Source organism: Mycobacterium sp. SMC-21 (assembly GCF_045310825.1).
Lineage (GTDB): Bacteria > Actinomycetota > Actinomycetes > Mycobacteriales > Mycobacteriaceae > Mycobacterium.
Window position 1 is genome coordinate 135,441 of record NZ_JBJIAO010000006.1, and the last position, 13,376, is coordinate 148,816.

Here is a 13,376-nt window from a genome sequence, read left to right on the forward strand (position 1 = left end):
GTGAATGCTGTCAGTGCGCATAGGCTTTCGCCATGGTGCAACCGACCGTGTTGATCAGCGGCGCCGGGGTCGCCGGACCCGCCTTGACGCATTGGCTGGCACGTAACGGCTACCGGGTGGTGATCGTCGAGGCGGCGCCGAGCATCCGCCCGGGCGGGCAGACGGTCGACCTGCGTGGCGCGGGCCGCGAGGTGGTCACGCGAATGGGCCTGCTGCCTGCGATGACCGAGCGGTGCCTGTTTCAGCGCGGCATCGCCTGGGTGCGCGCCGACGGCACCCGCCGTGCCGAGATGCCGGTCGAGGCGTTCGGCGGCAACGGGATTGTCTCCGCGCTCGAGATTCTGCGCGGTGACCTGACCGATGTGCTCTACCAGGCGACCCGCGACGTGGCCGAATACCGCTTCGGCACGCGGGTTTCCGTGCTCGAGGAAGACGAGTCGGGGGTGCGGGCCACGCTGACCGACGGCTCCGTGGTCGAGGTCGACCTGGTCGTCGGTGCCGACGGTCCGCATTCCGCGGTCCGGCAGTTGGCTTTCGGCCCGGAGGAGCGGTTCATCCGCCGACTCGGCGGATACAACGCCTGGTTCACCGCACCGGACATGATCGGCCTGGACGGCTGGTTCCTGATGTTCCAGGCCGCCGGCGGGCTCAACGCCTCGCTGCGGCCGTCGCACGATGAGTCGACCGCCAAGGCCGGGCTGGCCTTCCGTTCCGGGCCGATCGACTACGACCGCCGCGACATGGATGCGCAGCTGACGCTGCTGGCCGAGGTTCCGCGACGCCGGCTGGTACTGCGATGAATTGCTGAGTGCCGCAGCACAATCCGACGATTTCTATTTCGACGATTTTGTGCAGGTTCACATGGACACCTGGTCGGCCGGCCGCGTCACCCTGTGTGGGGATGCCGGGTACTGCGCGTCGCCGCTGTCCGGCATGGGCACCAGCCTGGCGCTGGTCGGGGCGTACGTGCTGGCCGGTGAGCTCGGGCCGGCCGCGGCATTCGACGCCACAGGGATCGCGGCGGCACTGCGCCGCTACGAGACCGTCATGCGGCCGTACGTCGACCGGTGTCAGGACCTGCCGGCCGGCCTCGACGGCTACGCGCCGCAGTCCGAACGTGACATCGCCATCGGGGCGGCGGTCATGAAGTGGGTGCAGCGGTGGCCGCTGCGGCCCTGGGCCGCGCGCAAATGGTTCTCTACCGCCGAGTCGATCGACCTGCCGGACTATCGGTCGTGAGTCGGGGCGTGCCCGGTCCATTTGATGTAGGCGCGACGGAACTCCCGCGGGTCGGTGAACCCGACCTCGGCGGCGATGGCGTGGATGGGCATCGCGGTCTCACGGACCAAGTATCGCGCGCGTTCACTGCGCACCTTGTCGCGCAACGCGATGAACTGCTGCCCATCGGCGCTGAGGCGCCGCCGCAGGGTGCGTTCGGTGATGTTGAGCCGCTTGGCGACCTGGGCCATGGTCAGTGGATCGCGCACGCTCTCGCGCAGCATCGTCTCGACGGTCTGCACCACGTCGGTCGGCTGGTCGCCCTGGGTCACCATGTCACGGCAGGCGGCGACGGCGACGGCGTGCGTCGTCGGATCGGCGCGCGGTAGCCGCTGCGACCACAGCGGATCCGGGAACGCCAGCCGGTTGGCGTCGGCATTGAACAGGACCGGGCAGCCGAAGAACTCGCGGTACCGCTGCGCGTACACCGGCGGCGGGTAATTGACCTGGACGTACTCCGGTGTCTGCTGCGGCAGCTCGAGCACGGTCCGGACGGTGACGAGCACGCTGCAGAACAGCTCTTCACACAGGAACGGCAGCAGCTCGGGTTCCGGGGAACGCTCGTAGGCGCGCAGGGCGAAGGTGTCGCCGATCAGCTCGGCGCCGACGTCCATCAAGCTACCCGCGCTCTGGTGCAGTTCCAGGCCCACTTGCATTGCCGCGCCGAGGTTTTCGGCCGATCGGATGGCCAGCCCGAGCACGCCGAAGGACACGAACATGTCGCGGGCCCCGACGTCGATGCCGAGGCCCCGGTCCGGCATGGCGCGTACCGCATGCCGCAGCACGAGCGCCGCCTGCCGGAACGACACCCGCGTTTCGGGCGAATTGAGCGTCGCGGCCGTCAGGCCGGCCGCGGCCAGCCACCGCTCCGTGGGCAGACCCGCGCGATCGGCGACGTCGACGACGTTGACGAGCACCGACGTCGGGATCAACGCCGCGCTGTGCCTGTCCACCCCACCTCCAACACGTGTCCGGATTTCCCCCCATTGTGGTCACCGATGCCCTCGTGCGCACCCATCGACATGCGGTTAGCTCCCGATCCATGGTGTGGTCAATGCCGGTCGATCTGTCGAAGCCGCCTTCCGTCGAGGGGTCGTGGGCACGTCCGGAGATCTACTGGCCGGCATTGACCGCCGCCACCGCGCACCTGGAGACGCCGCTCGCCGCCGTCGATCTCGCTGCGCTGCACCACAACGCGCACGACCTGCGCCGCCGCGCGGCAGGAACGCCGATCCGAGTGGCGTCCAAATCGGTCCGGTCACGGACGATCCTGGACGCCGTCACGGCCCTCGATGGCTACGCGGGGGTACTGGCGTTCACATTGCCCGAAGCCCTGTGGCTGGCCGCAGGCGACGCCGAGCACCCACCGCACGACGACGTCGTCGTCGGCTACCCGACGGCCGACCGCACCGCGATCGCCCGGCTGGCGTCGGCACCGGAGCTGGCGGCGCGCGTGACGCTCATGGTGGACTCCCTCGCCCAGCTCGACCTGGTGGACAGCGTCGCCGCGCCGTCGACGCGTCCGGCACTGCGCGTCTGCCTGGACCTCGACGCCTCGTGGCAGGCACCGGTACTCGGCCACCTCGGGGTGCGCCGCTCCCCCGTGCACACCGCGGCGCAGGCCCGCGCCCTGGCCGCTGCGATCACCGGCCGCCCCGGCTTCACGCTGGTGGGCCTGATGTCCTACGAGGCCCAGATCGCCGGGGTCGGTGACGATGTCCGCGGCCAGGCCGCGCGGTCCCAGCTCATCCGGTGGATGCAGCGCCGCTCCAAGGACGAACTGCTCGAGCGCCGCGGCCTCGCGGTGGCCGCAGTCCGGCAGGTGGCCGAGCTCGAATTCGTCAACGGCGGCGGGACCGGGTCCATCGAATTCACCGCCTCGGATCCGGCGGTCACCGAGATCGCAGCGGGCAGTGGGCTTTTCGGCCCGCACCTGTTCGACACCTACCAGGGCTTCACCCCGGCCCCGGCCGCGGCATTCGCGCTGTCCGTGGTGCGCAAGCCCACGCCGCAGATCGCGACAGTGCTGGGCGGCGGCTGGATCGCCTCCGGACCACCGGCCCGGGACCGCGTGCCGCTGCCGGTCTGGCCACCGGGGCTGAGTCTGCTGTCCGCCGAGATGGCCGGCGAAGTGCAGACGCCCGTGGCCGGAAAATCCGCTGCCGCACTGAACGTCGGTGACCGCGTGTGGTTCCGGCACTGCAAGGCCGGCGAGCTCAGCGAGCACGTCGACGCGTTCGCCATGGTCGATGCCGGCACGACCGTCGGCACGGCACTCACCTATCGAGGCGAAGGGAAGACGTTCCTGTGAGCTGGACCAACTGGGGACGCTGCGAGACCGCCAACCCGACGGAAGTCCTGCGGCCCAGCACGATCGAGGCGGTGTGTGACGCCGTCACCCGCGCGACGGCGACCGGCCGGCTGATCAAGGTCGTCGGGTCCGGGCACAGCTTCACCGGCATCGCCGTCGCTCCCGACATCCAGGTGGACCTGGGCGCCCTGGCCGGCGTGATCAGCGTCGACCGGGAGCGCAGGCAGGTCACCGTCGGCGGCGGCACTCCGCTGTGGCAGCTGACGCAGCTACTGGCGCGGCACGGGCTCGCGCTCGAGAACATGGGCGACATCGACCGCCAGACCATCTCCGGCGCCATCTCGACCGGCACGCATGGCACCGGCCTGGCCTTCGGCGGCCTGGCGACGCAGGTCGTCGGGCTGACCCTGGTGTCGGGCACCGGCGAACTGGTCCGCATCGACGAGGAGCAGAGCAGCGAGTTGCTGCCGGCGGCGCGCGTCGGCCTGGGCGCACTGGGCATCATCGTCGAGGTGACGCTGCAGTGCGTCCCGAGCTTCGCGATCCACGCCATCGAACGCGTCGAACCGATCGACGACGTCGTCGCGACATTCGATGAACGCTGCACGCACACAGACCATTTCGAGTTCTTCTGGTTTCCGCACACCGATACCGCGTTCACCAAGGCCAATATCCGGCTGCCCGCCTACACCCCGCTGGAGTCCACCAACCGGGTGTCGCAATGGGTCGAGGAGGAACTGATCGAGAACGGCGTGCTGGGAGCGATCTGCGCCGTCGGCAGCGCGCTGCCGTCCACCGTGCCCACACTGAACCGCACCGTCACCCGGTTCCTGTCCGACCGTGAGCACACCCAGCGCTCCGACCGCGTGTTCACCTCACCACGAAGGGTGCGGTTCCGCGAGATGGAGTACGCCGTCCCTTACGAGTCGGTGGGCGCCGCATTCGACGAGGTGCGCAGCCTGATCGCCCAACGGGGTTGGCGCATCGGCTTTCCCATCGAGGTCCGTGCCGCCGCCGACGACGAGAACTGGCTGTCCACCGCGTACGGCCGCCGCAGCGCGTACATCGCGGTGCACCGCTATGTGCGCGACGACCCGACCGAGTACTTCCGCGCGGTCGAGCAGATCATGCGCCGCTACGACGGGCGTCCGCACTGGGGCAAGATGCATGGCCGCACCGCGGCGGACCTGCGCGACACCTACCCGCGGTTCGACGACTTCCTCGCGGTGCGCGAAAAGCTCGACCCCAGAAGAACATTCACAAATGACTACCTGCACCGGGTACTCGGAGAATGAGGGCACGCATGACGACGATCCACGCCTTCGGCGATGACGCGCTCGGTGACCACGACGCCGTCGGCCTGGCCCGGTTGGTGCGGGACCGGCAGGTCAGCCCGGACGAACTGGCTGCCGCCGCGCACGCCCGGGCGCAGCTGGCCGACCCCGAGCTGCGGGCGGTGGCATGCGAGCTGCCGCCGCGGCACGGCACCGACCCGGGTGCCGAGTTCTTCGGTGTGCCAACCTTCATCAAGGACAACACCGACGTCGCCGGGCTGCCGACCACGCACGGTTCGGAGGCGTTCACGGCCCGGCCTGCGAAGCGGGACGGCGCATACGCGGCGCAGTTGCTCAGTACCGGGCTGACGCTGCTGGGCAAGACGCGGATGCCCGAATTCGGTTTCAACGCCACCACGGAGTACATGACGGAGCCGCCGGTCCGGAACCCCTGGAACACCGAATACTCCGTCGGCGCCTCGTCGGGCGGATCGGCCGCCCTGGTCGCCGCGGGCGTCGTGCCCATCGCCCACGCCAACGACGGCGGCGGCTCCATCCGCATTCCCGCCGCCTGCGCGGGCCTGGTCGGGCTCAAGCCGAGCCGGGGCCGGCACCGCGACGGCGAGCAGGCCCGGCATCTGCCGATCAACATGATCTCCGAGGGCGTCCTGACCCGCAGCGTCCGCGACACCGCCGCGTTCGTCGCCGCGTGCGAGAACCATTGGCGTAATCCGAAACTCGCACCAATCGGCCGGGTGAGCGGGCCGGCGCAACGGACCCTGCGCGTCGGTGTGCTGTTCGACAGCGTCACCGGCGAGCCGGTCGACGACGCCACCCGCGCGGCCGTCGAAGATACCGCGGCGGTGCTGGAGGCCGCCGGTCATATCGTCGAGCCGATCACGCTGCCGGTCACCGCCCAGTTCGCCGACGACTTCGTCCAGTACTGGGCGCTGCTGGCCGATCTCGCGGTCGGTACCGGCCGCTTGATCCTCGACCGGTCGTTCGATGCGGCCAAGGCCGACGGCCTGAGCCTGGGGCTGCGCGCGCACCACCGGCGCCACCTGCACCGCACCCCAGGCGCGCTGCTGCGCCTACGGCGCGTCGCCCACCAGTACGCGCAGATGTTCGCTCGGCACGAAGTCGTGCTGTCGCCGGTGCTTTCGCACACCACGCCGCGGCTCGGCTACATCGCACCGACCGTCGACTTCCCCGAGCTGATCGACCGCCTGCGCCGGTATGTCGCCTACACGCCGCTCAACAACATCGCGGGTACACCGGCGATCTCGTTGCCGTTGCACCAGTCTCCCGACGGCCTACCGGTCGGCGTGCAACTGTCCGGCGCCTACGGCGACGAGCGCACGCTGCTCGAACTGGCCTTCCTCCTGGAAGCCGAGCGGCCGTTCGCGCGGATTCAGGAACCCGCCAGCACGTGCCGCGCGGCGTCACCGAGCGCGTGGCGGGCGTAGGCCCGCACGTCGGCGTCGCCGTCTTCCAGCGCGATACCGAGCGCGGTCCGCGCGGCCTCCTCGGAGTCGGCCCACCGCGTCAGGCTCAGCACCGCGGCCTTGCGCACGTCCAGGTGCGGGTCGTGCAGCGCCTGCGACAAGGGTTCGACGGCAACCTCCGGTGCCGCGCCCGACAGTGCCCGCACCGCACCCTGACGAATCTGCCACGCTGGCTCCCGAAGGGCGCGTTGCACTTCCGGCACGTCCTGCTCGGCACAGCCGACGGCGGCCAGCGCGGCGAGCGCCGCCGCCCGCACCAGCGGGTCACGGTCGGCCACCAGCTGCCGCACGGTGTCGGCACCCGACCGGAGCGTGGCCAGGCCGTTCCCGGCGGCGATCCGCACCTCGCGGTTGTCGTCGGCGGCGGCCGCGGCCACCCCGTCGACGTCATCGACGGAGACCAGCGCACGCACGGCCTCGATCCGCACGCGGTGATCCGAATCTGTCACGGCGGCACGGTAATCCGGGGCCGCCCCGACCCGGCGCGAGCTCAGCACGTACAGCGTCACAGCCCGCACCACCGGGTCGGCGGAGGTCAGGTACGGCGCGACCGCCGCGGGGTCGGGCAGCACCTCGACGAGTTCGCGCAAGGCGTGGGCACTCTCCGCGCGCACCGCGCCGTCGGCGTCACCGAGCGCGGCGACCAGGTCCGGCTGGTAGCCGTCCGGCAGGTTCTCCACCAGCACGGCGACGGCAGCTCGCCGGACACCCGCGTCGGCGTCCTGCAGGTATTCGGTGAGGTCGGAGAGCACCGGCTCTTCCAGCGCCACCACGGCAGCGATGCGCGGGGACGGCGGCGTCGCCGGGTCGGCCGGGCGCAGCCGCGAGCCTGCGGTCGCCGGTGCCTTGCCGCCGACCAGATCCGGCTGGTGCACATGCTGCACTGCATGGTCCGACGGCAGGTGGTCCAGGTCGGGCACCGGCACGAAATACGGTGCCACCGGCCGTTTCAGGAACTCCATCTCACCGTCCTGGCCCTTGCGCAGGTTCAGGTGATAGCGCCACTGCTCGTCGTCGCGCTCGGGGATGTCGGCACGATCGTGGTACAGACCCCACCGTGATTCGGTCCGGGTGAGCGACGACCGGGCCGCCATCTCGGCGCAGTCCCGGATGAACGACACCTCGACCGTCCGCATCAGTTCATGCGGGGTGCGGGCACCCATCTGCTCGATCTCCTCGGCCATCCGCTCGAACGTGCGGACCGCGATCGACAGCTTGGTGGCCGTCTTGGGCGGGGCCACATAGTCGTTGACGAAGCGGCGCAGCTTGTATTCGACCTGCGGCTGTGGCGGCCCGTCCGGATGCCGCAGGGGACGGTAGATAAGTTCGTGCGCCTCGGCCAGCTGGTCCTGCGGAAGGTCCACGGGCGCTTCGACATCGGCGAGCGTGGACGCGGCGTGTTCGCCGGCGAGGTCCCCGTAGACGAACGCGCCGATCATGTAATTGTGCGGGACGCACGCCATGTCGCCGGCCGCGTACAGCCCGGGCACGGTGGTGCGGGCATGCTCGTCGACCCAGACGCCGGACGCCGAATGCCCACTGCACAAACCGATCTCCGAGATGTGCATCTCGATGTCGTGAGTGCGGTAATCGTGGCCGCGGTTCGCGTGGAAGGTGCCGCGCGTCGGTCGCTCGGTGGTGTGCAGGATGTTCTCCATCGCGGTGATGGTCTCGTCCGGCAGGTGGGTGACCTTGAGGTAGATCGGGCCGCGCGCCGATTCGATCTCGCTCTTGACCTCGGCCATCATCTGGCCCGACCAGTAGTCCGAGTCGACGAACCGCTCCCCCAGCGCGTTCACCTGGTATCCGCCGAAGGGATTCGCGACGTAGGCACAGGCCGGGCCGTTGTAATCCTTGATCAACGGGTTCACCTGGAAGCACTCGATACCGGAGAGCTCGGCCCCCGCGTGATACGCCATGGAGTAGCCGTCGCCGGCGTTGGTCGGGTTCTCGTAGGTGCCGTAGAGGTACCCGGACGCGGGCAGGCCGAGCCGGCCGCTGGCCCCCGTCGCCAGAATGACGGCCTTGGCTGCCACCGTGACGAATTCGCCTGTGCGCGTGTTGAACGCGGCCGCGCCCACCGCCCGCCCGTTCGCGGTCAGGACACGCACCGGCATCAGCCGGTTCTCGATGCGCAGCTTCTCCCGGATCGACTTCTGCCGCATCACGCGGTACAGCGCCTTCTTGACGTCCTTGCCCTCGGGCATCGGCAGCACGTACGAGCCGGAGCGGTGCACGCGACGCACCGCGTACTCGCCGTGCTCGTCCTTCTCGAACTTCACGCCGTAGCGCTCGAGACGCTGCACCATGGCGAAACCGCGCGTCGCGGTCTGATAGATGGTGCGCTGGTTGACGATTCCGTCGTTGGCCCGGGTGATCTCGGCGACGTAGTCCTCCGGGGTGGCCTTGCCCGGGACGACGGCGTTGTTGACGCCGTCCATACCCATGGCCAGAGCACCGGAATGGCGCACGTGCGCCTTCTCCAGCAGCAGGACCTGGGCGCCGTTCTCGGCGGCGGTCAGGGCCGCCATGGTGCCGGCGGTGCCGCCGCCGATCACCAGGACGTCACAGTCGAGGCGGACGGCATCGGCGAGGTCTGGAATCTCCAGCGTGCTCATTGGTGTAGTGCTCCAAGGATTTCGGCCCGCAGTTCGGTGCGGGAGATTTCGGCGTCGCGGGGGCTGGGGACGTCCAGCAGCGCACGTAGCGGCTGGCCGGCGCGGCCGAGGACCGCCACCCGGTCACCCAGGGCGAGGGCTTCGTCGACGTCATGCGTGACGAACACGATGGTGGTCGGATGGGCCTGCCAGGTGTCGATCAGCAACGCCTGCATGGCATGTCGGGTCTTGGCGTCCAGGGCGCCGAAGGGCTCGTCCATCAGAACGGCCCGCGGCGCACCGGCCAGACCACGCGCCAGCTGGACCCGCTGGCGCATACCGCCGGACAGGCTCTTCGGCAGAAAATCGGCGAACCCGGTGAGCCCGACCTCGTCGATCCAGCGTTCGGCACGTTCGCGGCGCCCGGCGCGCGGCACCCCGCGCAGCTGCAGCGCCAGCTCGATGTTGGATCGCACTGTGCGCCACGGCAACAACGCGCTGTCCTGGAACACCATGCCGCGGTCCCGCGACGTGGTGGTCACCAGCTCACCGTCCGCCAGCACCCGCCCGGCGTCGGGCTTCAGCAGCCCGGCCAGCGCCCGCAGCACCGTCGACTTGCCGCAGCCCGACGGGCCGGTCAGCACCAGGATCTCCCCCGGCTGGACCGTCAGGCTCAACCCGTCCACCACCGGCTCGCCGGTGTAGGACAGCCGAATCCGATCCAACTCCAGCCGGAGACCCGCAGTGAGTACCGCAGTCATCGCGCATTCTCCTCACCGCGCGGCAACCAGCGGGTCAGTCGCCGGCCGATCAGTTCCACCGCAGCCGCCGTGCCGAAGCCCAGCGCGCCGATCGTGATGATGCCGACGAAGACGCTCGGGTAGTCCAGCACCGTGTACGCCTGCCAGGTGCGGTACCCGACGCCGAGCCGGCCGGAGATCATCTCCGCGGACACCACACAGATCCAGGCCACGCCCATACCGACCGACAGACCGCCGAACAGCCCGGGCAGGACACCCGGAAACAGGACCTGCCGCAACACATCCCAGCGACTGCCGCCGAGCGTCCGCACCGAGTCCTCCCACAGTGTCGGCAGCGCCCGCACGGCGTGCCGGGTGCTGACCATGATCGGGAAGAACGCCGCCAGGAACGTGATGAACACGATGCCGGCCTCGTCGGTCGGGAACAGCAGGATGGCGACCGGCACCAGCGCGATGGCCGGGATCGGCCGCGCCAACTCGGTCAGCGGCCCCACGATGTCGGCGAACAACCGCGACCGGCCCAGCGCGATACCGACGGCGGCGCCGATCACCGCCGCCAGCCCGAAGCCGCTGACGATCCGGATCACCGACTGCGTCAGGTCCAGCCAGTACTGCGTGGCGCCGAGGCGGTCGACGAATTTCGCGGCGATCTGGGTCACCGTCGGCAGGTTGTCGAAACGCAGCCAGAACCGGACGTGATTGGCCGTCAGCAGCTGCCAGATGCCCACGGCCGCAACGACCGACAGCGCCTTGACGAGGTAACTGCGCCACTTTGCGGATCCGCGCTGCCGCGGCAGGTCAGCCTCGACCGGCAGCACCGGTGCCGCCGACACCGCGGCTATCGCCGTCATGCCACACCCACCAGCGCCTGTTGGTAGGTCACCACCGACGAACCGGGATGGGCCGCCTGGTAGCGGCGCGCGCCGGCGTCGGTGTCGAAGGGCACGAACTCCGCACCCTGCTGCACCCACACGGATTTGTCTGCCAGCCAACGGGTTCCGAGCTCGGCATCCGGTACGTAGGCAGCGCGGACCTTGGCGCCCTTGGCCTCCACCGCCCGGATCGCCTTCAACAGGCACGTCGGGTTGGCCGCCGGTTGCGTGGTGTCCGAACCGTCCTGCCACAGCTCACCGGCCAGCGCGGGGTTGTCGACCGGGATGTTGCACACCGGGTCGGTACCGTGCACGACCGACGGGTTCGCAGTGCGGGCGGCCTCGGCGTTGTAGTCGCGGCCGCGTTCCGACAAGGCCTTGCGCAGCGGTCCGTCCTCGACGAACTTGGCGACGTCCAGGTCGGCGAAGTCACCGATCGACTTCAGGTACGGCACATCACCTTTCAGTGCGTCCACGAGCGACGGCTTCAGTGTGGTGTCGAACCGGGTGCCGCCAGGGCCGTTGTACAGGTACACGACTTCCTGCGGCAGGCCGCTGCCCTGCGCGACGATCTTTGCCGCCTCCAGAGGTTTGGCGTTGAGGAAGTCGGTGGCATCGAGCTGTGCCTGCAGGAACGCATCGAGCACCTCGGGATGTGCTGCGGCGTAGGCCCGTCGCACGACGACGCCGTGCCAGGTCGGGTAGTTCAGCTCGGCGCCGTCGTACAGCAGCCGGGCCTTGTTCTGGAAGACCAGCAATCCCGGCCAGGCGACGAATTGCGAAAGCGCCTTGACCTGACCGGATTCCAGCGCCGACGCGCCGATCTGCGGCTGCTGGTTGAGTACCTCGACGCCGGTCTTCGGGTCGATGCCGATCTTCGACAGCGCCCTTACCAGAGTGCCGTGACCGGCCGAGCCGACGCTGGCGGAGACCTTCTGTCCCGCCAGCTCGTTGAGTGACTGAACCGGTGAATCCGGGGACACCACAACCATGTTGAGCGCCCCAGTCGGGCTGGACCCGGTGGCCGCCACCAGTTCGGTCTTGGCACGTTCGTTGCTCTGGGTCTTCGATCCATTGATCAGCATCGGGTAGTCACCCATCGAGCCGATGTCGATCTTCTCAGCGACCATCTGCGCGGTGATCGGCGCACCGGTGTCGTAGTCCTGCCATTCGACGTGGTACTTCTTGCCGGTCTTGGCGCCGATGTCATCGAGCCGATGCTCCAGGTAGCCCTGGGCGCGCAGCAGCGTTCCGGCGGTGACGGTGTTGATGGTCTTGGACTGGTAGCCGACGACGACGTTGACGGTGTTGTCGTCCTTGCCGGCCGAATCGACCGAGCAGCCGGTGGCGGCGAGGACGACGGTGGCGGCCAGGGCGGTAAGGCGTTTCATGGTGGTCCTTAACGGATGAGGTAGGGCATGTTGACGGATACGGCGCCGGTTGGGCAGCGCGCAGCACACGGACCGCAGTACCAGCACTCGTCAACGTGCATGTACGCCTTGCCGTTGTCGGGGTTGATGGCCAGCGAGTCGAGCGGACAGACGTCGACGCACAGGGTGCAGCCCTCGATACACAGCGACTCGTCGATCGTGACCGGGACATCGGCTCGTTGGTTGTTGACCAGCGTCATGATTCACTCCGTAACAGGTTGCCGCGCATGGTGATTCGGTCACCACGCAGTCGGATGTATTCGAGGTCGACGGGACGCCCGTCGTCGAGGGTCGTGAGCCGTTCGAGCATCAGGATCGCGCCGCCCGCCGGGATGTCCAGCGTGGCCGCGGTGTGCGGGTCGGCCGAAACCGCTTCCAGCGCAATGTCGGCGGAGCCCAGCCGCTGTTCGGTGACCTGCTCGATCAACGCGAACACGTCGTTGGTCTCCAGCGAGTGTTCGAGGACGGCGGCACCGATATCGGGCACCAGGTACGTCAGATCCAGGCTCAGCGGCAGGTCGCCCAGATAGCGCAGCCGTTCGATGAACACCACGGGCTCGCCGGGAGTGAGCTGCAGACGGCGCGCGACCGCAGCGGGCGCCGGCAACCGCGTGGCGGCGCGGACCTCGTTGCGGACCTCACCGTAGTCCTTGAAGGTCTCCTTCAGCCCGACCAGCGCGTGCAGGCCGTGATCGTATTTGCGCTGCGCCACGTGGGTGCCGACGCGTGGACCCCGGTCGATGAGCCCCTCGGCCTTGAGGATCGCCAGCGCCTCGCGCACGGTGTTGCGGGATACCGAGAACTCGGCCACCAGCTCGGCCTCACCGGGCAGGCCCGCCGCGTAGACGCCGTCGCGCACCTGATGGCGCAGCACGTCGGCCACCTGGCGGGCACGGTCGGCGCGCCGGCGTAGCGGGGTCGGATCGGTCGCCTGGGGCGAGCGAAGCGACGGGGAGGACTCGGGCATGCGGTTGAACCTAGGGACCCGCGGCGATCAGGTCTGCACCCTCAAATCGGGTGTCTCGACGGTACCCGCATTCCGCCGCCTCAATCCACACCTGACCTGCGGAAACCCTGAGTTCGCGGGCTATTGCGCCACCTCGAGAACGGCCGATAGTTCGAATCTCGATGAATTCAACAGCGTTCACCGGCGGCCACAACCTTCGACTCCGCGAAAGTGCGTGGGTTCAATCGTGATGACAATCCGCCGTGGTGATTGAACTCAGGGATCGCTGACGCCCCGAAGAAGTACCTGCCTTCAATCAGAACGTCCAACAGTGTCTTGCGATTGAAACCAAGGACCTCTCCGCGCACTCGACGGTCCGCATGCGCTGGGCATGCGACCAGC

10 protein-coding genes and 1 pseudogene are annotated in these 13,376 nt (G+C 69.2%); 4 read left to right on the top strand and 7 right to left on the bottom strand.

From position 1 onward, the window contains the following. The first annotated feature begins 32 nt into the window (after positions 1 to 32). Positions 33 to 1,239: pseudogene (locus ACJH6H_RS09065) on the top strand (FAD-dependent monooxygenase). Here the strand turns inward: ACJH6H_RS09065 and ACJH6H_RS09070 are convergent. Then, on the bottom strand, positions 1,227 to 2,231 hold the full coding sequence (locus ACJH6H_RS09070) for an AraC family transcriptional regulator (RefSeq protein WP_244872563.1): 1,005 nt from the start codon (positions 2,229 to 2,231) through the stop codon (positions 1,227 to 1,229). The pseudogene ACJH6H_RS09065 and the gene ACJH6H_RS09070 overlap by 13 nt on opposite strands. A gap of 101 nt (positions 2,232 to 2,332) precedes the next feature. Between ACJH6H_RS09070 and ACJH6H_RS09075 the strand changes: the two genes are divergently transcribed. From ACJH6H_RS09075 to ACJH6H_RS09085, 3 genes are read left to right on the top strand one after another with little or no spacing between them, the layout of a single operon-like run. Continuing rightward, on the top strand, positions 2,333 to 3,589 hold the full coding sequence (locus ACJH6H_RS09075; protein ID WP_212811559.1) for an alanine racemase: 1,257 nt from the start codon (positions 2,333 to 2,335) through the stop codon (positions 3,587 to 3,589). Further along, positions 3,586 to 4,884: a D-arabinono-1,4-lactone oxidase gene (locus ACJH6H_RS09080; RefSeq protein WP_212811560.1), complete on the top strand. Its 1,299-nt coding sequence runs from the start codon at positions 3,586 to 3,588 to the stop codon at positions 4,882 to 4,884. Before ACJH6H_RS09075 ends, ACJH6H_RS09080 begins: the two co-directional genes overlap by 4 nt. 8 nt (positions 4,885 to 4,892) lie before the next feature. Continuing rightward, positions 4,893 to 6,329, top strand: a complete 1,437-nt coding sequence (locus ACJH6H_RS09085; RefSeq protein WP_212811561.1) for an amidase — start codon at positions 4,893 to 4,895, stop codon at positions 6,327 to 6,329. Here ACJH6H_RS09085 and ACJH6H_RS09090 read toward each other — a convergent pair. The 6 genes from ACJH6H_RS09090 to ACJH6H_RS09115 are packed head-to-tail and all read right to left on the bottom strand — an operon-like array spanning position 6,275 to position 12,995. Further along, entirely contained in the window at positions 6,275 to 8,986 is a 2,712-nt protein-coding gene (locus ACJH6H_RS09090) for a fumarate reductase/succinate dehydrogenase flavoprotein subunit (RefSeq protein WP_212811562.1), read from the bottom strand. The genes ACJH6H_RS09085 and ACJH6H_RS09090 overlap by 55 nt on opposite strands. Then, positions 8,983 to 9,726, bottom strand: coding sequence for an ABC transporter ATP-binding protein (locus ACJH6H_RS09095; protein WP_212811563.1), 744 nt, complete (start codon positions 9,724 to 9,726; stop codon positions 8,983 to 8,985). Before ACJH6H_RS09095 ends, ACJH6H_RS09090 begins: the two co-directional genes overlap by 4 nt. After that, on the bottom strand, positions 9,723 to 10,577 hold the full coding sequence (locus ACJH6H_RS09100; RefSeq protein WP_212811564.1) for an ABC transporter permease: 855 nt from the start codon (positions 10,575 to 10,577) through the stop codon (positions 9,723 to 9,725). The genes ACJH6H_RS09095 and ACJH6H_RS09100 overlap by 4 nt, the downstream gene beginning before the upstream one ends. After that, positions 10,574 to 11,989 (bottom strand): ABC transporter substrate-binding protein, encoded by a 1,416-nt coding sequence (locus tag ACJH6H_RS09105; RefSeq protein ID WP_406774698.1) that lies wholly within the window; start codon positions 11,987 to 11,989, stop codon positions 10,574 to 10,576. Before ACJH6H_RS09105 ends, ACJH6H_RS09100 begins: the two co-directional genes overlap by 4 nt. A gap of 8 nt (positions 11,990 to 11,997) precedes the next feature. Beyond that, positions 11,998 to 12,228, bottom strand: coding sequence for a ferredoxin family protein (locus ACJH6H_RS09110; RefSeq protein WP_061006677.1), 231 nt, complete (start codon positions 12,226 to 12,228; stop codon positions 11,998 to 12,000). Further along, positions 12,225 to 12,995, bottom strand: coding sequence for a GntR family transcriptional regulator (locus ACJH6H_RS09115; RefSeq protein ID WP_318984529.1), 771 nt, complete (start codon positions 12,993 to 12,995; stop codon positions 12,225 to 12,227). Before ACJH6H_RS09115 ends, ACJH6H_RS09110 begins: the two co-directional genes overlap by 4 nt. Positions 12,996 to 13,376: the final 381 nt, after the last annotated feature.

Coding starts and splice junctions, on each gene's coding strand:
- ACJH6H_RS09075 (WP_212811559.1), top strand. CDS start 2,333: ATGCCGGTCGATCTGTCGAAGCCGCCTTCCGTCGAGGGGTCGTGGGCA.
- ACJH6H_RS09085 (WP_212811561.1), top strand. CDS start 4,893: ATGACGACGATCCACGCCTTCGGCGATGACGCGCTCGGTGACCACGAC.
- ACJH6H_RS09090 (WP_212811562.1), bottom strand. CDS start 8,986: ATGAGCACGCTGGAGATTCCAGACCTCGCCGATGCCGTCCGCCTCGAC.
- ACJH6H_RS09095 (WP_212811563.1), bottom strand. CDS start 9,726: ATGACTGCGGTACTCACTGCGGGTCTCCGGCTGGAGTTGGATCGGATT.
- ACJH6H_RS09100 (WP_212811564.1), bottom strand. CDS start 10,577: ATGACGGCGATAGCCGCGGTGTCGGCGGCACCGGTGCTGCCGGTCGAG.
- ACJH6H_RS09105 (WP_406774698.1), bottom strand. CDS start 11,989: ATGAAACGCCTTACCGCCCTGGCCGCCACCGTCGTCCTCGCCGCCACC.
- ACJH6H_RS09110 (WP_061006677.1), bottom strand. CDS start 12,228: ATGACGCTGGTCAACAACCAACGAGCCGATGTCCCGGTCACGATCGAC.
- ACJH6H_RS09115 (WP_318984529.1), bottom strand. CDS start 12,995: ATGCCCGAGTCCTCCCCGTCGCTTCGCTCGCCCCAGGCGACCGATCCG.